19 protein-coding genes are annotated in these 21,126 nt (G+C 61.9%); 13 read left to right on the forward strand and 6 right to left on the reverse strand.

Features of this window, described 5'->3' with window-relative positions:
- Positions 1-101 precede the first annotated feature (101 nt).
- Complete coding sequence (locus G9C89_RS14135) at positions 102-662, reverse strand: lipid-binding SYLF domain-containing protein (protein ID WP_172149027.1); 561 nt, start codon at positions 660-662, stop codon at positions 102-104.
- Positions 663-960: 298 nt separating this feature from the next.
- Between G9C89_RS14135 and G9C89_RS14140 the strand changes: the two genes are divergently transcribed.
- The 4 genes from G9C89_RS14140 to trhA all read left to right on the forward strand — a co-directional run bounded on the left by G9C89_RS14140 (position 961) and on the right by trhA (position 5,471).
- Positions 961-1,305 carry a hypothetical protein gene (locus G9C89_RS14140; RefSeq protein ID WP_172149029.1) on the forward strand — a complete coding sequence of 115 codons (345 nt, stop codon included), beginning with the start codon at positions 961-963 and terminating at the stop codon, positions 1,303-1,305.
- Between the two features lie 173 nt (positions 1,306-1,478).
- Positions 1,479-1,943: a bacteriohemerythrin gene (locus tag G9C89_RS14145; protein WP_172149031.1), complete on the forward strand. Its 465-nt coding sequence runs from the start codon at positions 1,479-1,481 to the stop codon at positions 1,941-1,943.
- A 700-nt stretch (positions 1,944-2,643) separates the two neighbouring features.
- Positions 2,644-4,725 (forward strand): LTA synthase family protein, encoded by a 2,082-nt coding sequence (locus G9C89_RS14150; RefSeq protein WP_172149033.1) that lies wholly within the window; start codon positions 2,644-2,646, stop codon positions 4,723-4,725.
- 128 nt (positions 4,726-4,853) lie between these two features.
- Positions 4,854-5,471: a PAQR family membrane homeostasis protein TrhA gene (gene trhA, locus G9C89_RS14155; RefSeq protein ID WP_172149035.1), complete on the forward strand. Its 618-nt coding sequence runs from the start codon at positions 4,854-4,856 to the stop codon at positions 5,469-5,471.
- A gap of 64 nt (positions 5,472-5,535) precedes the next feature.
- Here the strand turns inward: trhA and G9C89_RS14160 are convergent, their stop codons facing one another.
- Complete coding sequence (locus tag G9C89_RS14160) at positions 5,536-5,805, reverse strand: hypothetical protein (RefSeq protein WP_172149037.1); 270 nt, start codon at positions 5,803-5,805, stop codon at positions 5,536-5,538.
- Positions 5,806-6,181: 376 nt separating this feature from the next.
- The gene (locus G9C89_RS14165) at positions 6,182-7,066 is read right to left on the reverse strand and encodes an SDR family NAD(P)-dependent oxidoreductase (RefSeq protein WP_172149039.1); all 885 of its coding nucleotides are present in this window, start codon (positions 7,064-7,066) and stop codon (positions 6,182-6,184) included.
- 665 nt (positions 7,067-7,731) lie between these two features.
- On the opposite strand from G9C89_RS14165, the gene G9C89_RS14170 reads away from it, so the two are divergent.
- The 6 genes from G9C89_RS14170 (at position 7,732) to G9C89_RS14195 (ending at position 13,316) form a co-directional block, all read left to right on the forward strand.
- The gene (locus G9C89_RS14170; protein WP_079202128.1) at positions 7,732-8,073 is read left to right on the forward strand and encodes a ribonuclease E inhibitor RraB; all 342 of its coding nucleotides are present in this window, start codon (positions 7,732-7,734) and stop codon (positions 8,071-8,073) included.
- 126 nt (positions 8,074-8,199) lie between these two features.
- Positions 8,200-8,907 carry a type 1 glutamine amidotransferase gene (locus tag G9C89_RS14175; protein ID WP_172149041.1) on the forward strand — a complete coding sequence of 236 codons (708 nt, stop codon included), beginning with the start codon at positions 8,200-8,202 and terminating at the stop codon, positions 8,905-8,907.
- A 173-nt stretch (positions 8,908-9,080) separates the two neighbouring features.
- Positions 9,081-10,490, forward strand: coding sequence for a circularly permuted type 2 ATP-grasp protein (locus tag G9C89_RS14180; RefSeq protein WP_172149043.1), 1,410 nt, complete (start codon positions 9,081-9,083; stop codon positions 10,488-10,490).
- A gap of 266 nt (positions 10,491-10,756) precedes the next feature.
- On the forward strand, positions 10,757-11,707 hold the full coding sequence (locus G9C89_RS14185; protein WP_172149045.1) for an alpha-E domain-containing protein: 951 nt from the start codon (positions 10,757-10,759) through the stop codon (positions 11,705-11,707).
- The gene (locus tag G9C89_RS14190; RefSeq protein WP_172149047.1) at positions 11,704-12,501 is read left to right on the forward strand and encodes a transglutaminase family protein; all 798 of its coding nucleotides are present in this window, start codon (positions 11,704-11,706) and stop codon (positions 12,499-12,501) included. Before G9C89_RS14185 ends, G9C89_RS14190 begins: the two co-directional genes overlap by 4 nt.
- 80 nt (positions 12,502-12,581) lie before the next feature.
- On the forward strand, positions 12,582-13,316 hold the full coding sequence (locus G9C89_RS14195) for a proteasome-type protease (protein ID WP_172149049.1): 735 nt from the start codon (positions 12,582-12,584) through the stop codon (positions 13,314-13,316).
- 92 nt (positions 13,317-13,408) lie between these two features.
- Here G9C89_RS14195 and G9C89_RS14200 read toward each other — a convergent pair whose 3' ends face one another.
- Both G9C89_RS14200 and G9C89_RS14205 read right to left on the reverse strand, forming a co-directional pair.
- Positions 13,409-14,215, reverse strand: a complete 807-nt coding sequence (locus G9C89_RS14200) for a c-type cytochrome (RefSeq protein ID WP_172149051.1) — start codon at positions 14,213-14,215, stop codon at positions 13,409-13,411.
- Positions 14,212-14,571 carry a rhodanese-like domain-containing protein gene (locus G9C89_RS14205; RefSeq protein WP_172149053.1) on the reverse strand — a complete coding sequence of 120 codons (360 nt, stop codon included), beginning with the start codon at positions 14,569-14,571 and terminating at the stop codon, positions 14,212-14,214. The genes G9C89_RS14200 and G9C89_RS14205 overlap by 4 nt, the downstream gene beginning before the upstream one ends.
- Before the next feature lie 746 nt (positions 14,572-15,317).
- Between G9C89_RS14205 and G9C89_RS14210 the strand changes: the two genes are divergently transcribed.
- From G9C89_RS14210 to G9C89_RS14220, 3 genes are all read left to right on the forward strand, one after another.
- Positions 15,318-16,523, forward strand: a complete 1,206-nt coding sequence (locus G9C89_RS14210; protein WP_172149055.1) for an acetyl-CoA C-acetyltransferase — start codon at positions 15,318-15,320, stop codon at positions 16,521-16,523.
- A gap of 129 nt (positions 16,524-16,652) precedes the next feature.
- Entirely contained in the window at positions 16,653-18,797 is a 2,145-nt protein-coding gene (locus G9C89_RS14215; protein WP_172149057.1) for a 3-hydroxyacyl-CoA dehydrogenase NAD-binding domain-containing protein, read from the forward strand.
- A 334-nt stretch (positions 18,798-19,131) separates the two neighbouring features.
- On the forward strand, positions 19,132-19,860 hold the full coding sequence (locus tag G9C89_RS14220) for an amidotransferase (protein ID WP_172149059.1): 729 nt from the start codon (positions 19,132-19,134) through the stop codon (positions 19,858-19,860).
- A gap of 58 nt (positions 19,861-19,918) precedes the next feature.
- On the opposite strand, the gene G9C89_RS14225 is transcribed toward G9C89_RS14220, so the two are convergent.
- Positions 19,919-20,890: a magnesium and cobalt transport protein CorA gene (locus tag G9C89_RS14225; RefSeq protein ID WP_172149061.1), complete on the reverse strand. Its 972-nt coding sequence runs from the start codon at positions 20,888-20,890 to the stop codon at positions 19,919-19,921.
- Between the last annotated feature and the right edge of the window lie 236 nt (positions 20,891-21,126).

Genomic DNA, 21,126 nt, shown 5'->3' on the forward strand with positions numbered 1-21,126 from the left:
GGTTACACCAATCCTGTCCGCCCCGAGCCTGCCTGCCCAGGGTGGTTGGCACTCGACAGCAGCGGCAATGGCCAGCATAGGGCTGGCCATTGCAGTCGACTTCAGCGGCGGATTTTGGAGATCTTGGTGCCTTCGATACTGACCCCCGCCATCAACCCTTGCTGATTGAAGATAAATGCATAGGCGTCGTCCTGTATCGTGGATGTCGACAGATTCTTCGCGACCCCCTCGTCGACCACGACGACGGTTGGTCCAACACCGATTTCCCAGCCACTGGTGTTGGCCAGTTGTGCGATGACTTTATCGCTCATCAGGAACACGGCATATCCGTAGGATTGGGCACCTATCTGCAGCCCCCAGGAGCCGGATACGGAGTTGTAGTAGTCTTCAACCTCCGACCCCTTCATCAACACCCCCTCGCCGTAGCTGCCGCCAAAGACCAGGCCGGCTTTGACGATGTTCGGAAATACCAGCACCGCCTTGGCCGAGCGCGAGAGTTCCTCTGCCAGTGGCTGGGATTTATAGAGGTTCTGCAGCGCCTGCCGGGCGTCTGCGTTCAAATCCTCGGCGCTGGCAGCGCTGGCGTAATTCACAAAGCTCGCCATTACCAGAGCCAAGGTCGCGAGGACGATCGCTGAGAAACGCTTCTGTACGATGTTCATAGTCGTGCTCCGACGGTAACGATAAACAGGAGAGCGAAGCCGATAAGGCAGGCCCGCATGTGCGTCGAGTGGCATGGCTGCCTCCCTGTAAGCCACTCCTGCCTCAGTGTAGCCAGCGCCAATCGTTGGCAACGGTGGCTGAGTCGGAAATTTTGCCTGCTGTGGCTGCTTGGCTTTCTGCTTGTCGCGTTGACCGCTGGTCATCTGGCTTCTGAACCCCGACCCCGCGCCATGATTGGACAGCCTTCGGCGCACTCGACTACCTTGAGGGTTCATCCTCCAATGGCGAGACACGACCATGGCCTTGAAGCACGCCGCATCGGGAGAAGTAGTCAATCTGCTGTCTGCCGCAGAGTCGCCTGATTTCATCTCCCAGGCGATTGTCAGTGCCCCGCGCATCGAGGTCATGCGACTGGTGTTGCAGGCCGGCAAAGTCATTCCCGGGCACGCCGTGGCCGGCCCGCTCACCCTGCATTGCCTGCGGGGCTGCGTTGACGTGCAGGCCCAGGGCAGATGGCATGAAATGCGCGACAACGATCTGATGTACCTGGCCGAAGAGGCCGAGCATGCCCTGCAGGCCAAGACCGACTCGATCATGCTGGTCACACTCTTTCGGCCGTCTCATGCATCCTTTGGCACCTGAATAATCGCGCCGAACCTCCGTTCGGCTGAGCGTTGTACGGATCCCCTGAGTCCTATCGATAGGCTCCTAAGCAACTATTCACTGATCTGCGTCAGCCCCTATTCCAGAGCCGTTGAGTAGCCTTGGCGCAGCGCTCGCATTGCAGTCGAGCGGCACGCTAGGGGCTGAGGGAAATGAGTTATCTGGTTTGGCAGGACGATCTGAACACGGGCATTCAAGTCATCGATGACCAGCACAAGCGCATCGTCGACATGATCAATTCGCTGCACCAGGCGAAGGCGAGCGGGGGCAGTGGCGGTGAGGTGGGGGAGGTGCTCAACGGTCTGGTGGATTACACCCTGTCGCATTTCGCCTTCGAAGAGTCGCTGCTGGAGGAGGCCGGTTACGAGTTCACGCGGCCGCACAAGCGAGTCCATGAAATCTTCATCGGTCGGGTCAAGGACTTCAATCTGCGCTTCCAGGCCGGTGAGGACATCACCGATGAATTGCTCGGTTTGCTCTCGCGCTGGTTGTTCAACCATATCCGCAGCGACGACGCCGGCTATGTGCAGGCGGTCAAGGACAACATGAATAGCCTGGTCAGCAATAAACAGGCTGGCGGCTGGTTCTCGCGCTCGATGAAGAAGTTCTTTGCCTGAGGGGCTGTCTACCCTGGCCGATTGACCGGGTGTTACAGCGCAAGGCCAGGGCGGCACATATGGGTGATCGTCCGGGTGCAGCAGCGGGGGCTCACCCAGACCTCAGCAACATCTGATCGGCACATCCGCAGTCAGAAAGCGGCACGTTGCAGCCGTCGCGACAAAATTTTCACACTGCACTTGGCAGACTCCCGGCCGTTGCCTTTGGGCTGGCTGTGGAGTGGTGTCGATGCGATTAGCTTTGCGCTACCGGCGGTGGCTGCTGTGTTGCCTGGTCCTGCTGGGGCCTGGTCTGGCTTACCCGGCATACTCGGTCATGTCTGCGCCCGATTGGCCGTATCGCGTTTTTCAGGCGGATATTGTCCGCGTCAGTGCCCTGGCTCCCGAAGCCCAGGGCAGGCTTGCTATCCGCCAGGAACTGGCCGATGGCGAGGGCACAATTCTCAGGCAGAACAGCGCCGGAACCCTGGGAACGGTCTTGCACGGCCTGTCCAAACCCGGCGGCCTGTGGTTGGCAAAGGCAGCACCCATACGACTCGGCTGTTGCTGCTCGAGCCTTGCGGCCAGTTGCAAGTGATTTGGCCACATTTATGCTCTGCACAAACCCCGATTACCTTGGCCTCCGGTCGCTATTTACCGGCCGAGCAAGGTCGCAAGCGCATTTTCGAACTCAAGCGTCGACCCCACGGAATCTGAACCTATGGCCTCCACGCCTGCCCCGAGACACCCGTCATCCGCATTGCATCTAGCGGCCCCGAGCCTGAAAAGTCACCTGGCCTTCACCCTCTTGAGCGCGCTGGCGCTGCTGCTGATCTATGCATTGCTGCGCGTCGCCTTGCTGGTCTACAACCGCGAGCTGATCGGCATCACGCCGGCGGCTAGCTTCGCCGAGGCCTTCTTCAACGGCCTGCGTTTCGACCTGCGGGTGGTGGTCTATGCCTGCATTCCGTTGCTGCTGTCCTTGCTCAGCGTGCGCGCCATGGCGGCCAGAGGCTTGCAGCGCTTCTGGTTGACCGGATTCGCCAGCATCACGCTGTTTCTCGGCCTGTCCGAACTGGACTTCTACCGAGAATTTCATCAGCGTCTCAATAGCCTGGTGTTCCAGTACTTTCAGGAAGATCCACGGACCGTCTTGAGCATGCTGTGGAACGGCTTCCCGGTCGGGCGCTACCTGCTGGCCTGGGCCGTTGCGACCTGGTTGCTGGACAAGTTGTTCAAGGGCCTGGATCGGCTCAGCCGACCAACGCCCAAGGCGCCATCATCAGCAACCGGCGCGCCGGCCTGGCATTGGCGCATCGCTACGTTCTGCGCCTGCCTGCTGGTGGCCGTGATTGCCGCCCGTGGCCATCTCAGTCAGGGCCCGCCGCTGCGCTGGGGCGATGCCTATACCACCGAGTCGATGTTCGCCAACCAGCTCGGCCTGAATGGCACCCTGACCCTGGTATCGGCTGCCCAGGCCAGTTTTTCCTCGCACCGCGACAACGCCTGGCAGTCGACTATGACCGATCAGCAGGCCTTGGACACCGTACGCAAACTGCTGCTGACGCCGCACGATCAGCTGGTCGATGCCGATACGGCAGCGATCCGGCGTGACTACACCCCGCCAGCCGACGGCACGCTGCCGATTCGCAACGTGGTGGTGATTCTGATGGAAAGCTTTGCCGGCCATTACGTCGGTGCCCTGGGCTATCCGGGCAATATCACGCCGCACTTCGACAAGTTGGCCAAAGAGGGCCTGCTGTTCGACCGCTTCTTCTCCAACGGCACCCATACCCACCAGGGCATGTTTGCCAGCATGGCCTGCTTCCCCAACCTGCCGAGCTTCGAGTACCTGATGCGCACGCCCGAAGGCGCGCACCAGTTTTCCGGCTTGCCGCAACTGCTCGGCGCCCGCGGTTACGACAACCTGTACGTCTATAACGGCAACTTTCAGTGGGACAACCAGTCGGGCTTCTTCAGCAACCAGGGCATGAGCAATTTCATCGGCCGTGAGGACTTCGTCGACCCGGTGTTCATGGACCCGACCTGGGGAGTGTCCGACCAGGACATGTTCGACCGCGGTGCCCACGAATTGGCGAACAATTTCGGCGCCAAGCCGTTCTATGCCTTGCTGCAGACCCTGTCCAACCACACCCCATATGCCTTGCCGACGGACTTGCCGGTTGCCCCGGTGACCGGTTACGGTTCGGCCGATGAACACCTGACGGCCATGCGCTATTCCGACTGGGCGCTCGGTCAGTTCTTCGACCAGGCGCGCAAGGCGCCGTATTTCAAGGACACCCTGTTCGTGGTGGTTGGCGATCACGGCTTCGGCAGCTCCGAGCAGCTGACCGAGATGGATCTGTTCCGCTTCAACGTGCCGCTGCTGCTGATCGCCCCGGGCATCCAGGACAAGTTCGGTGCCGTCAGCCACACGCTCGGTACCCAGGTCGATATCGTACCGACCGTCATGGGCCGCCTGGGTGGCGAGGTACGTCACCAGTGCTGGGGCCGCGACCTGCTCAATCTGCCGCCAGGCGACCGGGGCATCGGCGTGATCAAACCCTCGGGCGGCGACCAGACCGTGGCCATCGTCACCCCGGAGCGCATCCTGATTCAGCCCAAGGATTTCGCCCCGCGCCTGTATGACTATCGTCTGGGCGCCAAGCCGCAAGCCGAGCGCGTGGAGGGTGATATCGATCCTGAACTGCAGAAGAACCTCGAGGCTTTCCTGCAGACGGCCACCAAGAGCTTGCTGGATAACAGCGCTGGCGTGGTGGATGGCACGCTGCAGCGGCAGTGAGGCGGCGGATGCCGAAAAAGCAGCTGATCGCCCGTGTTCTCGACGAAGCGCTGTCAGCCATCTACGTTAGGATCTGGCTGTATTCAATAAGTCATTGATAAAGAGTGGTGGATCGAGGTCGTTGACACATGTACTACGGGGAAAGATTCAACGCCTGGACCCACCTGGTCGGTGCAGTGCTGGCATTTGTCGGGGCGCTCTGGTTGCTGGTGCTGGCGAGTCTGGATGGCGAGGCGATGAAGATCGTCAGTGTCGCCATCTACGGCGCCACCTTGCTGCTGCTCTACAGCGTCTCGACGATCTATCACAGCGTGCAGGGGCGGGCGAAGGTGATCATGCGCAAGATCGATCACCTGTCGATCTACCTGCTGATTGCCGGCAGCTACACGCCGTTCTGCCTGGTGACCTTGCGCGGCCCCTGGGGCTGGTCGCTGTTCGCGGTGGTCTGGGTGCTGGCGCTGATTGGCATGCTGCAGGAGATCAAGCCGCGCTCCGAAGCTCGGGTGTTGTCGCTGGTGATCTATGCGCTGATGGGCTGGATCGTCCTGGTGGCAGTCAAGCCGCTAATAGCCGCCCTGAGCGTTGCGGGCTTCGCCTGGTTGGCTGTGGGCGGCGTTCTCTACACCGTCGGGATCATCTTTTTCGCCTACGACAGTCGCTTCCGTCACTGGCATGGCATCTGGCACCTGTTCGTCATGGCCGGCAGCTTGCTGCATTTCGTCGCGATCCTGTTCTACGTCCTCTGATTCGGTGCGAGCACCGAGAGTGCTCGCGTATACCCGGGTCCGACGAAAAGGCCGATCAGTGTCCTCAAGCCTTGGCGGCGGGTTGGTCGAAGAGTGCCACGCCTTGATCCAGGCATTGGTCAACCAGCCATTTGCCGTGTGCGATGGACACGCGCTGGGCGTTTTCCAGCTCGGCGAGAAAGGCCTGGTCGAGGGGCAGCGGTAGGCGTCTGGTGGTATGGCCGTCCGGGGTGGTGATATGGCAGCCGCCGGCCCAGGGCGTCGGGATGCCCGGGTGCTCCACGACATCGGCTGTGATGATGTGGTCGCGGTGGGTGCATTGCATCGTAGTCATGAGATCAGCCTCTATGTTGAAGGCCTCTGGCAGATCCGCACGGCTGGAATCGAATCGGTCAAAGGGCCTGATGGGCGGCATGGATATCCGAGCTGGATATAGGCACTGCGCGTTCCTCGCTGCTTTTTCCTACTCCCGATGGTATAGCACATGCCGATATCCTCAAGTCGTTGGCGGCCGTCCTCGCCTGGACAGCCTTGCCTGAAGACCATGTGGCGCTGATCGTCGAGAATGAGTGCTTTCTCGCTCCGATCACCAAGAACGACGGACTCGGTCTCGGCCGTCGCACCCTATGCAGGGGCGGGCTTGGCGCAATAGTTCGGCTAGCCCCAATGGTCGGATAAACCGAGATCCTCTCATGCCCCGTTAACATGATTTACAGCGAAGTGATTTCACCCGCTGCCACATTCTTCAGGGTCGGGCTGGCTTCGGCGCTATCGAAGGCCAGGCTCAACTGCTGGCTGCGGCCTTCCACCACCGGCCGGTAGTGGGGGTGGGTAAAAACATACAGTTCGTTATGCAACACCGCTTCCAGCAGCCGGTCGGCCACGATATACGTCTCGATACCATTGGTTACCGCCGCTTTGGCCTTGGCTGCGGCCTCCAGGGTGCGAGGGCTCGGCTGCGCATTGAGCGAAGGAACACCACCGTATTCCGCCTGACGGTTACGCTCACTGCAATAAATGCGCGACTTGGCAAACGCCGGGCAGAGCACCGAAACGCCAATGCCAGCCGACTTGAGCTCCCCTTGCCAACTCTCCGAGAGCGACACCACCGCCGCTTTAGTCGCACAGTAAGGGCCGGCAAAGGGCATGCCGAGCGTACCGGCCACCGATGCCACATTGATCACATGGCCACCTTCACCATGCTCCTTGATCAGGGGCACAAAAACCTGTGCGCCGTAAACCACGCCCATCAGGTTTACATCGATAATCCAGCGCCAGTTGTTTTCCGAAATCCGATCCTGAGGCCCCGCCACCGATACACCGGCATTGTTCACCAGCACATGCACCTTGCCGAAGCGTTCCAGGGTAGCCTTGGCCGCTGCTTCCAGCGCGTCGCGTTGCGCCACATCGCAGACCACGGCGGCCACACTGTGGCCCTCATCTTTCAACGTTTGCCGCGCCTGTTCCAGCATGGCGGCGTCTATGTCCGCCAGCATCACGTTCATGCCCTGTTGCGCAAAGGTGCGGGCGATGTGAAAACCGATGCCTTCGGCGGCGCCGGTGATGAAAGCGGTTTTTCCAGTAAGAGCTTGCATAAAAATCTTCTACCTTCCTGAATTTCTGGAATAAGTGCAGCGTTTGCAACGACGCACGAGTGTTTTCGCTCAGGCGCTGTCGGTATGCAGTCGCTCTTCAGAGAATATGGATATCTAGCCTGGAGACCGCTGGCCTACCAACAGAATTTGTTGCCCGTATAGGTCGGCATCTTCGCTGTGTATGAGTGGTACAAGGTCTGCTGGACCTTCAGCTGTCGCCACCTGACCTCACGCCCCGGAGTTGACCTCCTATGAATGCAGCCGCCGAGTTCAGCGCGCCCGCCGCCAAGCAAGCAGTTTGCGCAGCCGGCTGCGTGGCGTGCGGAGCGGGGCCCGTAGCCCGCCTGATCCGGATGCGCTTGCAGCGTTGCGCAGGTGACCGCCAAACCCGGCAACCTGCTGGCGGTCGCCGGTTTTGTCACAAGTTGTCTTTTGCTCCTGCAATTCTTCCTGCTTCGCGCTACTCTGCAGTCGACAGCTTCGCGCCATTCGCTCTGAATGGCGCATCGTCGACCAGCCCTGTCTTCAGGTCTGGCTTATGACACGTCAAGCAGCTCCTTGCTTGAATCTCGGGCGGCATGGTTACAGGTGTCGCAACACCGTCGCGGTTATGGCGGTTGCAATGGGAAAGCAGTTAATCATTCCATCGCTGAGGAGATCACTTCATGAGCACAGCCTTGCACGATGATGTCAGTAACGGAGTGTTGCGGCGGATGAAAGAAGGTGGTTTCGACTTCACCAGCTTTCATCCCATCGAGTTCTATGCCATTTTCCCGGATGAGGAGCGGGCCCGCATGGCGACCCGAAACTTTCGTGGCGAGTCCTTGCATGCCCTGGTCACCGAGCGTGATGACGGCGCCTGGCACCTGCAGGTGAGCAAAGTGATGTATGCGACCTACCACGGCATTGGCGACTTCGAACATGACCTGGAGTCTGTCGTGGCGCCGCTTGGCGGAAAACTGGACGGTTGGGGTGTGACGCAGGAGGTCAAAGGCCTGCAACCTTGATAGCCATGCGCTTCCCGTAATGAGCATCGGCCGGTCCCTGGCTGGTCGATGCACCAATCTGCTCCCGCTATTGCCCGCTCGACCCGAGCATCCGCTTTGCTGCAGACTTGGCGGCGGAGGCTGTTGATGAGCGATATCCTGATTCTCACCCACATCGATTATTGCCCGCCGGGCCATCTGGCCAGGGTGCTGGATGAGGCGCGCCTGGATGTTCAGACGCTACGGGTCGATCTTGGCGAACTGCAAGGCATCGACCTGGATCGGCCCAAGGTCGTGGCGATCATGGGTGGCCCGATGAGCGTCAACGATCCCTTGCCCTGGCTGGCCAGTGAAATAGCGGCGCTGCAGCATTTCATCCGGCGCGATATTCCCCTGATCGGCCATTGCCTGGGTGGTCAGTTGCTGGCCAAGGCGTTGGGCGCTGAAATCAGCCGTATGCCTTACACCGAGAGCGGTTGGCAGTTGCTCGAGCAGGTGCACGGCGCCGCCGCGAGTCCCTGGTTGGCCCATGTACCGCAGCAGTTTCCGGTGTTCCAGTGGCACGGCGACACCTTCGGCCTGCCCCATGGCGCCCAGCCATTGTTGCGTAGCCCCTGGTGCGACAATCAGGCGTTCAGCTGGGGGGAGAAGATCCTCGCCCTGCAGGGGCACCCGGAAATGACCGAGGCGCTGGTGCGGCAATGGCTCGGCGACTGGCGGCATCTGCTCGATGAGCGTCAGCCCAGCCAGCAGAGCCAGGCGCAGATGCTGGATGATTTGCCGAGCAAAATTGCTGCCCTCAATCAGGTGGCCGAAGGCTTCTATCGGCATTGGTTGAAGCTGGCGTTGGCTTGAGATGCACGGCATTGCCGTATGGCAGTGCGTGATGCCCGGTGATGCGCGCGGGGCTGCTCCAGATTGGTGCGTCGGGGGCTCGTTTCTTTCTTAACCCTATGATTATTAATGGATAAGCCTGATGGCTCGGGCTTTGCAGTGCTCTGGTATGTCCGGGTGACAAGGAGCACGGCATGGTCCGCACCTTTTATAACGAGATGTACCAGGCGAATGGCGAATGCCGTCCGCACTATCAAGCGTTCGCCCGTTGGCTGGCCGAAACGCCCAAGGAGTTGCTGGCCCAGCGCCGCCGCGAAGCGGATCTGTTGTTTCACCGCGCCGGCATCACCTTCACCCTGTATGGCGATGAGCAGGGCACCGAACGCCTGATTCCCTTCGACACCATCCCGCGCAGCATTCCCGCCAGCGAATGGCGGATGGTCGAGCGCGGCTGCATCCAGCGCGTGCAGGCGCTGAACATGTTCCTCGCCGACCTCTATCACGAGCAGCGCATCATCAAGGCCGGGATTATTCCGGCCGAGCAGGTGCTGGCCAACGAGGGCTATCAGATCGCCATGCAGGGTTTGAATCTGCACCGCGACCTGTATGCGCATATCGCCGGGGTCGATCTGGTGCGCGATGGCGATGGCAGCTACTACGTGCTGGAAGACAACCTGCGCACGCCGAGCGGCGTCAGCTACATGCTCGAAGACCGCAAGATGATGATGCGGTTGTTTCCCGAGCTGTTCGCCGCGCAGCGCATCGCCCCCATCAACCATTACCCGAACCTGCTGCTCGAGACCCTGAAGACCTCCAGCCCGCTGGATAATCCCAACGTGGTGGTGCTGACCCCGGGGCGCTTCAACAGTGCCTATTTCGAACATGCCTTCCTCTCGCGGGAAATGGGGGTGGAGCTGGTCGAGGGCGCGGACCTGTTCGTGCGTGACGACAAGGTCTATATGCGCACTACCGCCGGGGCCAAGCAGGTGGACGTGATCTACCGGCGCCTGGATGACGACTTCCTCGACCCGCTGGCCTTCAATCCGGACTCCATGCTCGGCGTCCCCGGGCTGCTGTCGGCCTACCGCTCGGGCCATGTGGTGCTGGCCAACGCCATCGGCACCGGGGTGGCGGACGACAAGTCGACCTATCCCTACGTCACCGAGATGATCCGTTTCTACCTGGACGAGGAGCCGGTCCTCAAGAACGTGCCGACCTGGCAGTGCAGCAAGCCGGCCGATTTGTCCCATGTGCTGGCCAACCTCGGCGAGCTGGTGGTCAAGGAAACCCAGGGCTCCGGCGGCTACGGCATGCTGGTCGGGCCGGCCGCGAGCAAGGCCGAGATCGAAGACTTCCGCGCCCGCCTGATCGCCAAGCCGGAGGCCTATATCGCCCAGCCGACCCTGTGCCTGTCGACCTGTCCGACCTTTGTCGAGACTGGCATCGCGCCGCGGCACATCGACCTGCGTCCGTTCGTCCTGTCCGGTCGCGAAGTGCGCCTCGTGCCCGGCGGACTGACCCGGGTGGCGTTGCGCGAGGGGTCGCTGGTGGTCAACTCGTCGCAAGGCGGCGGTACCAAGGACACCTGGGTGGTGGAGGACTAGGGTCTGTTGCCGTTTCGTCGCGGCCACGTCACTGGCTCGCAAGGCGCAAGACAAGGAATGAGGAAGGAAGTTTGGCTATTCCACATGAACGACGAATAACGCGGGATTGCGCCTTGCGGGGTGCGGCCCTTCGGGTTGGTGCTGTGAGCCCGCCATGCAGCGTTGCGGGGCTCGACGAGGGAGTGGCCATCGCCTGCGCCCGCGTCTTGCCTGGCAGGTTCACCGCGCCAACGTGGCTCGCCATTTAACATGAGAGCGCCCTGACTATGCTGAGTAGAACTGCCTCCGATCTGTACTGGATGTCGCGTTACCTGGAGCGCGCGGAAAACCTCGCGCGCATGCTCGATGTCAGTTATTCGCTGTCGCTGATGCCGCAGGATGGCCGTGGCGATGGCCTGGAAGAGCTGGCCATGCCACTGCTCATCACCGGCACGCTTGAGGAGTACATGGCGCGCCATGGCCAGTTGCATGCCGAGCGCATCCTGCATTTCTTCGCCCTGGATGCCGAGAACCCTGCGAGCATCTACAACTGCCTGGGTGCGGCGCGCAGCAATGCCCACGCGGTGCGCGGGCGGATCACCGCCGAGATGTGGGAGAACATCAACGCCAGCTGGCTGGAGATTCGCGGCATCGCCGAGCAGGGCCTGGGGCGCTACGGCATCAGCCGCTTCTGTGAATGGGTCAAGGAGCGTTCGCACCTGTTTCGCGGCGCCACCTTCGGCACCATCATGCGCGGCGATCCGTACCGCTTCATTCGCCTGGGCACCTTTATCGAGCGGGCGGACAACACCTTGCGCCTGCTCGATGCGCGCTACGAAATGCTCGGTGAGGACATCGACGAGGTCGACGGCCGCCCGGCACGCAGCTATTACCAGTGGAGTGCGCTGTTGCGCGCATTGTCCTCGTTCGAGGCCTTCGCCGAGATCTATCGCGGCTCGCCGGGTACGCGCAAGGTCTCGGAGCTGTTGCTGTTGCGTCCCGAGGTGCCGCGCTCGCTGCGCGCCTGCATGGACGAACTCAGCCTGATGCTCGCCAGCCTGCCTGGCGAGAATGGTCGTCCGGCCCAGCGCCTGGCGGCCGAACTGGAAGCCCGCCTGCGTTACACCAGCATCAACGAGGTACTGGATGAGGGCCTGCATACCTGGCTCACCGACTTCATCCTGCTGGTGCGCAAGCTGGGCCACGCCATCCACAGTTCTTACCTGGAGGTCGCATGAGACTGTCCATCAGCCACGACACCACCTATCACTACGAAAATCAGGTGCGCGCGAGCATCCAGTACCTGCGCCTGACCCCGCACGACAGTGAACGCCAGCGTGTGCTCAACTGGCAGCTCAAGCTGCCGCGCCCGGTGCGTGCCCAGCTCGATCCGTACGGCAACATCCTGCATGTACTGACAATCGATGAGCCCCACGAATCCATCGTCATCGGCGCCAGCGGCCAGGTCGAGATCGATGAACAGCATGAGGCCGAACACGAGAACCAGTCGGCGCTGCCGTTCCTGCGCTTCACCCGCCTGACGACGGCGGATGCAGCCTTGCGCGAGTTCGCCCAGCAGCATTGCAAGAAGCGTCGCGACCGCAGCGCCCTGATCGACCTGATGCATGGCTTGCATAGCCACATCAGCTACCTGACCGGCAGTACTGCCGTGGAAACCAGCGCCGCCGAAGCCTTCGCCGGCCAGCAGGGCGTCTGCCAGGACCATGCCCATGCCTTTCTCGCCTGCGCGCGCAGCCTGGGCATCCCAGCGCGCTACGTGTCGGGTTACCTGCTCACCGACAGCAGCGACCACCTGGCCAGCCACGCCTGGGCCGAAGCCTGGCTGGAGGGTGCCTGGTACAGTTTCGATGTGACCAACTGCCTGGCCAAGCCGGAACGCCATTTGAAGCTGGCGATCGGCCGCGATTACCTGGATGCCTGCCCGGTGCGCGGCATGCGCCGTGGTGGCGGCACCGAGCAGATGCACGCCCTCGTAGAAGTTTCTCCGCTGTTGCAGGTGCAACACCAGTAGAATTCGCACGATGAGTACTCAACCGCGCCCGGTGCAGGATTTACGACTGCACCGGGCGCATTGGTTCTACAAGGTGAAGCATGACCTACTGTGTTGCCATGAACCTGGCCGAAGGGCTGGTGTTCGTTTCCGACTCGCGTACCAACGCGGGTGTCGATCACATTTCCGTATTTCGCAAACTGCATGTGTTCGGGGTGCCCGGCGAGCGTTTGATCGTCCTGCAAAGCGCCGGCAACCTGGCCACCTCGCAGTCGGTGATCAGCCTGCTACGCCATCGCCTGGGCGCTGACGGCGAGCATTTGCACAATGTCCCGAGCCTGTTTGCCGCGGCGACGCTGGTGGGCGAGACCCTTCGCGAAGTGCTGGCCCATGATGAAGGCGCAACCCTGAACCAGGGCATTGAACTGGGCTGCTCGTTTCTGCTCGGTGGGCAGATTCATGGCGAAGCCCCGGCGCTTTACAACCTCTATCCGCAGGGCAACTTCATCGCGTCCAGCGAAGACACACCGTACTTCCAGATCGGCGAAAGCAAATACGGCAAGCCGATCCTCGATCGCGCGCTGAGTTACCAGACGCCTTTGCAACTGGCGCTGCGTTGCGCCCTGATTTCCTTCGACTCGACCATCCGCAGCAACCTGACGGTCGGTATGCCGCTGGATCTGCTGGTCTATAAAACCGACAGCTTCGAGGTGCCGAGCGGTTTTCGCGTACGCGAAGGCGATGCCTACTTCGAGGGGATTCGTCAGCAGTGGAGCAGCGGCCTGAATGCATTGCTCGGCCAACTAGCGGAACCGCCGAGCGATTACTGGGAGTAGTCGACGGCGGGCTTGGCACAGGGGGCGTAATCCTGGCGCATGGGGCGATGCTTCGCCTGCTGGGCTGTTAACCAGGAGCAGCAGCCTTCAGGTTAGCCATCCTGCACCTTGCGTCCGGCCATATGCCGCAGGTAGTCGAGCAGCTGCGCCAGTTCGGCATCGCTCAATACTGTCTCTGCGAACCCCGGCATCCGGCCTTGCGGCCAGCGCCGCAGATGCTGCGGGTTACGGATGTAGCGGCGGAGAAAATCAGCCGCGAAATACTCGGTCGGGTTATGCGGCACATTCAGGTCGGGGGCGAACTGCGAGTCACCGGCAGTATTCAGGCGATGGCAGGCCATGCAGTGTTTCTGGTACTGCATGAGGCCGGCCTGCACCTGCGCAGGCGCATCGGCAGCCGGCAGTAATTGTGGAAAGCGCTCGGCCACTGTCGCCAGCTTGCGGATACGCGCGACCTGAAATGGCCACTGCTCCGGGCCGATATGACTGGCCGCCGGGTTTTGCCACACCAGATAAAACGGCCCGGCACTGGCTTTGCCGGTCGCCAGGGGTGGCCAGGGCAGGGCCGGATCTTCCACCGCCAGCCAGGCCTGCGCGCCACTTTGGTTGAGCACGGCGGCCGCCGGCAGTTCGGCGACAAAACCATCGAGTGCCAGGGCCTGTAGATGATCGCCAGGCTGCACGCCGTCGAGCAGCGCCGCCAGCGGCACCGCGCGGTAGCTCATGGTGCGCTTGTAGCTGACGTCCTCGGCAATCTCGATGTGCCGGGCCTGGGGATGGGCGAGTAATTCGGCGCTGCTCCAGATCCGCTTGACGCCGCCGAGTTGCAGGCGCAACTCGGCGCCTTGCGTGGCGCTAGCCAGGGTCAGCAAGGCAAGCAGCACTACCCGCGGAGTCAATTTTGCTGCGCCAGGGCCTGTTTCAACTGGTCGTAGCCGCCAGCGTTGATCAGGTTGCGATAACCCAGTTGCGCCAGGCTGTCCTGGGCGATTGCCGAGCGCCTGCCGCTGCGGCAATAGAGCACGATGGGCGTGTTTTTGTCGGGGACCAGGGCGGCAATCTGCGCGGCGATCTGCTCATGGCCGATACGACTGGCTCCGGGCAGGGCGCCGGCGGCAAATTCTTCTGCAGTGCGTACATCGATCAGCACCGAACCAGGTGTTTGCAGGGCAATAACGGCGCGCTGTGGCGAGATTTCATCTGCGCCAAGCGGCAAGCTGAGCAACAGTGCCAGAACGCCAGTCAAGACACGCATGCAGAACTCCTCGGGGAAATATCGATCGAGGTTCTAGCATAATTGAAAATGCCCGAGAGCAAGCGCCGGCGTTGGCCGGCGCGGCTTTGCGCGCGATTGGCCTGGTCATGGCTGCCACGCTTGCCTGTGCCATGCTGCGTTGCCGCGCTTTGTGCGGTACGCAGCCACTGGACAGGCAAGGGGTCAGCCGACCAGACGGGTCAGGTTGGGGATTATCAGGATCAAGGTCGTGGCGAATACGATCAGACTTGCTTGCCGGATTTTGGGCTGTTTGAACATGGCCATCTGCCTTTTGTTTTTGTTGGTGTGGCGTCGAATACCCGCTCTAAAGGCCTGTCGGGTTACAGCGTCACGCCTGGGCGTGGACTGAATAACCGCCCCGGCAAAACCCGGCGGCGGCATCTACTTTTGTCGCTCTATTTCCATGTAGTCATGCTAACTCTAGGGGGCATGTCACAGATCGCTTAGACGACTTGGTTGCTAGCCGTTGCGAATTCTGAACATTGAGTTATGCCCGGTACCGCTAGGCGCCTGAGCAACCCTTGAACCAGAGCCATTGGGCCGGCCTGTGCCTGCATAACGCCAGCAGACGACCGTTCGTCTGAGCAAAGCGGTCAATCTGCCTGAGCACTTCGGTCATTGAGCCTGCCCCATCTGGGGGTAAGGTAGTGCAGCCAACAAGAATAGGCGCAGCCAGGCAGCAATGCGCCGCCATCCATACCCTCCAAGAGAGGTCTGAGGACGCCATGACCGAAGCATTCATTTTCGATGCGGTGCGCACGCCCCGCGGCAAAGGCAAGAAAGACGGCGCGCTCTACAGCGTTAAACCGGTCAACCTGGTCGCTGGCCTGCTCAACGCCCTGCAAGTGCGCAACAACCTGGATACCAGCCAGGTCGACGACATCGTGCTCGGCTGTGTGACGCCCGTGGGTGACCAGGGCGCCGACATCGCCAAGACCGCCGCCATGGTCGCCGACTGGGACGTCAGTGTCTCGGGCATGCAGCTCAATCGTTTCTGCGCGTCGGGCCTGGAGGCGGTGAACCTCGGTGCGATGAAAGTGCGTTCCGGCTTCGAGGATCTGGTGGTGGCCGGTGGTGTCGAATCGATGTCGCGCGTGCCCATGGGTTCCGATGGCGGCGCCTGGGTGATGGACCCGGAAACCAATATGCACAGCCATTTCACCCCCCAGGGCATCGGCGCCGACCTGATCGCCACCCTGGAAGGATTCTCCCGCGCGGACGTGGACGCCTTCGCCCTGCGTTCGCAGCAGAAGGCCGCGCGCGCCAGCAAGGACGGCTCGTTCAACAAATCGCTGATTCCGGTGTGCGATCAGAACGGCATCGTGCTGCTCGAGCACGACGAATTCATTCGCGGCGACAGCACTCTCGACGGCCTCGGCAAGCTCAAGCCGAGCTTCGAGGCGATGGGCCAGATGGGCTTCGACAGCACCGCGCTACGGGTCTACAGCCATGTCGAGCAGATCAACCACGTGCACACCCCGGGCAACAGCTCCGGCATCGTCGACGGCTCGGCGCTGATGCTGATCGGCTCTGCCGCCAAGGGCAAGGAGCTGGGTTTGCAGCCCCGCGCGCGAATCGTCGCCACTGCGGTGATCGGCACCGATCCGACCATCATGCTCACCGGCCCGGCCCCGGCTACGCGCAAGGCGCTGGCCAAGGCCGGCCTCAAGGTGGAAGACATCGATCTGTTCGAGGTCAACGAAGCCTTCGCCTCGGTGGTGATGAAGTTCATGAAAGACATGGGCGTGAGCGAAGACAGGGTCAACGTCAACGGCGGCGCCATTGCCATGGGCCACCCGCTGGGCGCCACCGGCTGCGCGATTCTCGGCACCCTGCTCGACGAACTGGAGACGCGCCAGTTGCGTTACGGCCTGGCCACCCTCTGCGTCGGTGGCGGCATGGGTATTGCGACCATCATCGAGCGTATCTAATCGGAGCGTAGGAGCGGGCCATGCCCGCGAAACCACGGTTTCGCCGATGATCGCGGGCATGGCCCGCTCCTACGGTTTCTGCGTTGCCCTCCAGTCGAGCGCAACTGCCTGCATGAAAGGAATTAAGTAATGACTGACGCCATCCGTTACGAAAAAGGCCGGGACGCTATCGTCGTTCTGACCATCGATATGCCCGGCCAGAGTGCCAACACCATGAACGCGGAGTACCGCGAGGCCATGGGCAAAGCCATCGCGCGCCTGGAAACCGAGAAGGGCAGTATTGCCGGGGTGATCGTCACCTCGGCAAAGAAGACCTTCTTTGCCGGCGGCGATCTCAATGAACTGATCAAGGTCACCAAGGCCGACGCCAAGCCGTTCTACGAGATGATCCTGACGCTCAAGGGCCAACTGCGCCGCCTGGAAACCCTGGGCAAACCGGTGGTGGCGGCGATCAACGGTGCGGCCCTGGGGGGCGGCTGGGAAATCTGCCTGGCGTGTCACCACCGCATTGCCCTGGACAGTTCCAGCGTGCAACTCGGCATGCCGGAAGTGACCCTCGGCCTGCTGCCCGGCGGCGGCGGGGTAGTGCGCATGGTGCGCCTGCTCGGCCTGGAAAAGGCCCTGCCGTATTTGCTCGAAGGCAAGAAGGTGCGCCCGGATGCCGCGCTCAAGGCCGGCCTGATCGATGAGCTGGCCAGCGACAAGGATGACCTGCTGGCCAAGGCCCGGGCCTGGATCCTGGCCAACCCGAATGCCGTGCAACCCTGGGATGGCCAAGGCTACAAGATCCCCGGCGGCACCCCGGCGAGCCCCAATGTGGCGCAGATGCTCGCCATCGCCCCCTCTATTCTGCGTGACAAGACCAAAGGCTGTTTCCCCGCCCCGGAGAAGATCATGTGCGCCGCGGTCGAGGGCGCCCAGGTCGACTTCGACACCGCGCAGATCATCGAGGCGCGCTACTTCACCGAACTGGCCACCGGCCAGGTGGCGAAGAACATGATCGGCACCTTCTGGTTCCAGCTCAACCAGATCAATGCCGGTGGCTCGCGGCCGCAGGGTTTTGCGCCCTATGTCACGCGCAAGGTTGGCGTGCTCGGCGCCGGCATGATGGGTGCGGGCATTGCCTATGTCTCGGCCGTGGCCGGTATCGAGGTGGTGCTCAAGGACGTCTCGCTGGAAGCGGCCGAGAAGGGCAAGAGCTATTCGGCCAAGTTGCTGGAGAAAAAGGTCGGCCGCGGCCAGATGAGTGCCGACAAGCGCGACGGCATCCTGGCGCGGATCAAGGCCACCGACAAGGACGCCGACTTTGCAGGTTGCGATCTGATCATCGAGGCGGTATTCGAGGATCGCGACCTCAAGGCCAATGTCACCGCCGCGGCCGAACGGGTCGCGCTGGCGGATGCGCTGATCGCCTCCAACACCTCGACCCTGCCGATCACCGGCCTGGCCACTGCGGTACAGAAACAGGACAAATTCATCGGCCTGCATTTCTTCAGCCCGGTGGACAAGATGCCGCTGGTGGAGATCATCAGGGGCGAGCGCACCAGCGACGAGTCCCTGGCGCGCGGCTTCGACTATGTCATGCAGATCAACAAGACCCCGATTGTGGTCAACGACCGCCGCGGTTTCTTCACCTCGCGCGTGTTCGGCACCTTCACCAACGAAGGCATCGCCATGCTCGGCGAAGGCGTGTCGGCGGCGATGATCGAGAACGAAGCGCGCAAGGCCGGCATGCCAGTCGGCCCGTTGGCGATCAGCGACGAAGTGTCGCTGAGCCTGATGAACCATATCCGTCAGCAGACTCTCAAGGACCTGGCCGAAGAGGGCAAGAGCATCGTGCAGCACCCCGCCTTCGCGGTGATCGAGCTGATGCTCAATGAATACAAGCGACCGGGCAAAGCGGCCGGTGCGGGTTTCTACGAGTACCCGGCCGGCGGCAAGAAGCACCTGTGGCCACAGCTCAAGACCCGTTTCGAAAAACCTGAGGCGCAAATCTCGCAGCAGGATGTCCGCGACCGTATCCTGTTCATCCAGGCCATCGAGACCGTGCGCTGCGTGGAGGAGGGCGTGCTCGAGTCGGTGGCGGACGCCAACATCGGCTCGATCTTCGGCATCGGCTTCGCCGCCTGGACCGGCGGGGCGCTGCAGTTCATCAACCAGTACGGCATCCGCGATTTCGTCGCCCGCGCCCAGTACCTGGCCGAGCAGTACGGCGAACGTTTCCTGCCACCGGCCTTGTTGCTGGAGAAAGCCGCCAGGAACGAAAACTTCTGACTCCGAGTGACCCGCAGGGGCTCGCACGCGAGCGCCGATCATGCTGCGCCGCTGCGCGAGTTCCCTGCGGTGGGGACTTGTTGCTGTTTCTGGAGCGTTGATCGAGTGCCCGTCCTGGTTGCCTGGGCTCGGCTCGCCGAGCCGATCATCCGCGCGCGGGGCGACAGGCGCGAACGGACGATAGGCGGACTATCGAACCCGCTGATACAGGTGCAGACTGAGTAATCGGTCGACTTTGTGCCGGGCAGGCGACGCGTCCTCTTGCCTTGCCGCCTGGCCACAGGCAGGCTTGAACACCCTACCAACCAGCACCCGCGTTTCAGGTATTTGCCCCATGCCGTTGCAGATTTGCATTCTGGAAACTGACATTCTTCGCCCCGAACTGGTCGACCAGTACCAGGGCTATGGCCGGATGTTCGAGCAGCTCTTCGCTCGCCAGCCGATCGCCGCCGAGTTCACCGTGTACAACGTGATGGAAGGTCGCTACCCGCCGGACAGCGAACACTACGATGCCTATCTGGTCACCGGCAGCAAGGCCGATTCGTTCGGCAGCGATCCGTGGATCGAAACCCTCAAGACCTATCTGCTCGAGCGCTATGCCCACGGCGACAAGTTGCTGGGTATCTGCTTCGGCCACCAACTCCTGGCGCTGCTGCTCGGCGGTAAGGCCGAGCGCGCCGAGCAGGGCTGGGGCGTGGGTACCCATCGCTACCGCCTGGCCCATCAGCCGGCCTGGATGACCCCGGTGCTGGAGGAACTGACCCTGCTGATCAGCCACCAGGATCAGGTCACCAAGCTGCCGGAAAATGCCACGCTGCTGGCCTCCAGCGACTTCTGCCCGATCGCCGCCTACTGCATCGACGACCAGGTGCTGTGCTTCCAGGGCCATCCGGAGTTCATCCACGACTACTCCAAGGAGCTGCTGGAGATTCGCCAGCAGCACATTGGTGAAGAGGCCTATCGCAAGGGCGTCGACAGCCTGCAACACGAGCACCAGGGCCATACGGTGGCCGAGTGGATGATGCGTTTTGTTGCGCACGGCCGTTCGGGCCTGGATCTTTAAGCATCTCAGAACAAAAAAGCCCGGCTCACATGCCGGGCTTTTTTGTTGTCGCGCCTGCTCACAGCCAGCCGTAATGCTTGAAGCTGGCGTAAAGCCCGATGCAGCCGCTGGCCAGCAAACCGAGCACGGCGACGTAACCGTAGTGCCAGCCGAGTTCCGGCATGTTCTCGAAGTTCATCCCGTAGATCCCCGCCACCGCGGTGGGGAAGGCCAGGATGGCGGCCCAGGCGGCGAACTTGCGCTGGGTGATGCTCTGCCGCGAGGACTCCAGCAACAGGCCGATTTCGATGGCGTGATCGGCCATTTCGCGCAGGGCGGTCAGGTCTTCCAGCAGTCGGCTGACATGGATCGCCACATCGCGGAAGTACGGGCGCATGTTCTTGTCGATAAAGGGGAAGTCGAGGCGTTGCAGTTCCTGGCAAATCTCTGCCAAAGGCCCGATATAGCGACGTAAACGCAGCAAATCACGGCGCAGGCCCTGGATGCGCTCGACATCGGCCTGGGTCAAGGGGCGCTTGAGCACATCCTGTTCGACCTCCTCGAGCTCGCCGTAATAGCCGTCCATCAGCGGTCGATAGTTTTCCAGCACAAAACTGAGCAGGGCATAGAGCACGAAGTCTTCGCCGTGCTCGAGCAACAGGGGGCGGGCCTCGCAACGCTGGCGCACCTGCGAGTAGGGCGCGGACTGGCCATAGCGGGCGCTGATGATGTAGCCATTGCCGGCAAACAATTGGGTTTCGATGAACTCCAGTTCGCCATTCACCTGAATCGCCGAATAGACCACCATAAACAGCGCGTCGCCGAAGGTTTCCAGTTTGGGCCGGGTATGGCGTTGCAGGGCGTCCTCCAGTGCCAGTTCGTGCAGGTCGTACTGGCGCTGCAGGTTGGTCAGCTCCTCGGGGCCCGGGTCGTGCAGGCCTATCCAGACGAAGTGGCCGGGCTTCTTCGACCACTCCTTGCCTTCATCGAGGGTGATGTCGGTGATCTTTTGCCCTTGGCTGTAGACGGCGGCGGCAACGACGCGGCCCATGGTGATTCCTTTTTATGTTCTGTTGAAGTGGGGCAGGATCGCCCTTGCGCTTTTTAGAGTGTTGCCGCTGGCGCCGATTTCTTCCAGATAATCCCTTGGTGCCGTGTCCGCTCGCGCCGGGCGACCATCAGGTGTACGCCAGTTCCTGGCTCCGGGCGGTGATGCAGCGTTGCATCTACGTGCGGCAGTCCGAAGGCAGGTTGTCCAGGGGCAGCCCGGCGCTTGGCTGGGCTGCG

The organism is Pseudomonas tumuqii (assembly GCF_013184545.1).
In the GTDB taxonomy this organism is placed as follows: Bacteria; Pseudomonadota; Gammaproteobacteria; order Pseudomonadales; family Pseudomonadaceae; genus Aquipseudomonas; species Aquipseudomonas tumuqii.

Bases quoted from the DNA above. Each gene is read 5' to 3' on its own strand.
- G9C89_RS14220 (WP_172149059.1), top strand. From the start codon at position 19,132: ATGCCGTTGCAGATTTGCATTCTGGAAACTGACATTCTTCGCCCCGAA.
- G9C89_RS14210 (WP_172149055.1), top strand. From the start codon at position 15,318: ATGACCGAAGCATTCATTTTCGATGCGGTGCGCACGCCCCGCGGCAAA.
- G9C89_RS14150 (WP_172149033.1), top strand. From the start codon at position 2,644: ATGGCCTCCACGCCTGCCCCGAGACACCCGTCATCCGCATTGCATCTA.
- G9C89_RS14215 (WP_172149057.1), top strand. From the start codon at position 16,653: ATGACTGACGCCATCCGTTACGAAAAAGGCCGGGACGCTATCGTCGTT.
- G9C89_RS14175 (WP_172149041.1), top strand. From the start codon at position 8,200: ATGAGCGATATCCTGATTCTCACCCACATCGATTATTGCCCGCCGGGC.
- G9C89_RS14165 (WP_172149039.1), bottom strand. From the start codon at position 7,066: ATGCAAGCTCTTACTGGAAAAACCGCTTTCATCACCGGCGCCGCCGAA.
- G9C89_RS14185 (WP_172149045.1), top strand. From the start codon at position 10,757: ATGCTGAGTAGAACTGCCTCCGATCTGTACTGGATGTCGCGTTACCTG.
- G9C89_RS14205 (WP_172149053.1), bottom strand. From the start codon at position 14,571: ATGCGTGTCTTGACTGGCGTTCTGGCACTGTTGCTCAGCTTGCCGCTT.
- G9C89_RS14225 (WP_172149061.1), bottom strand. From the start codon at position 20,890: ATGGGCCGCGTCGTTGCCGCCGCCGTCTACAGCCAAGGGCAAAAGATC.
- G9C89_RS14195 (WP_172149049.1), top strand. From the start codon at position 12,582: ATGACCTACTGTGTTGCCATGAACCTGGCCGAAGGGCTGGTGTTCGTT.
- G9C89_RS14135 (WP_172149027.1), bottom strand. From the start codon at position 662: ATGAACATCGTACAGAAGCGTTTCTCAGCGATCGTCCTCGCGACCTTG.
- G9C89_RS14140 (WP_172149029.1), top strand. From the start codon at position 961: ATGGCCTTGAAGCACGCCGCATCGGGAGAAGTAGTCAATCTGCTGTCT.
- G9C89_RS14190 (WP_172149047.1), top strand. From the start codon at position 11,704: ATGAGACTGTCCATCAGCCACGACACCACCTATCACTACGAAAATCAG.
- G9C89_RS14145 (WP_172149031.1), top strand. From the start codon at position 1,479: ATGAGTTATCTGGTTTGGCAGGACGATCTGAACACGGGCATTCAAGTC.
- G9C89_RS14160 (WP_172149037.1), bottom strand. From the start codon at position 5,805: ATGACTACGATGCAATGCACCCACCGCGACCACATCATCACAGCCGAT.
- G9C89_RS14180 (WP_172149043.1), top strand. From the start codon at position 9,081: ATGGTCCGCACCTTTTATAACGAGATGTACCAGGCGAATGGCGAATGC.
- G9C89_RS14170 (WP_079202128.1), top strand. From the start codon at position 7,732: ATGAGCACAGCCTTGCACGATGATGTCAGTAACGGAGTGTTGCGGCGG.
- trhA (WP_172149035.1), top strand. From the start codon at position 4,854: ATGTACTACGGGGAAAGATTCAACGCCTGGACCCACCTGGTCGGTGCA.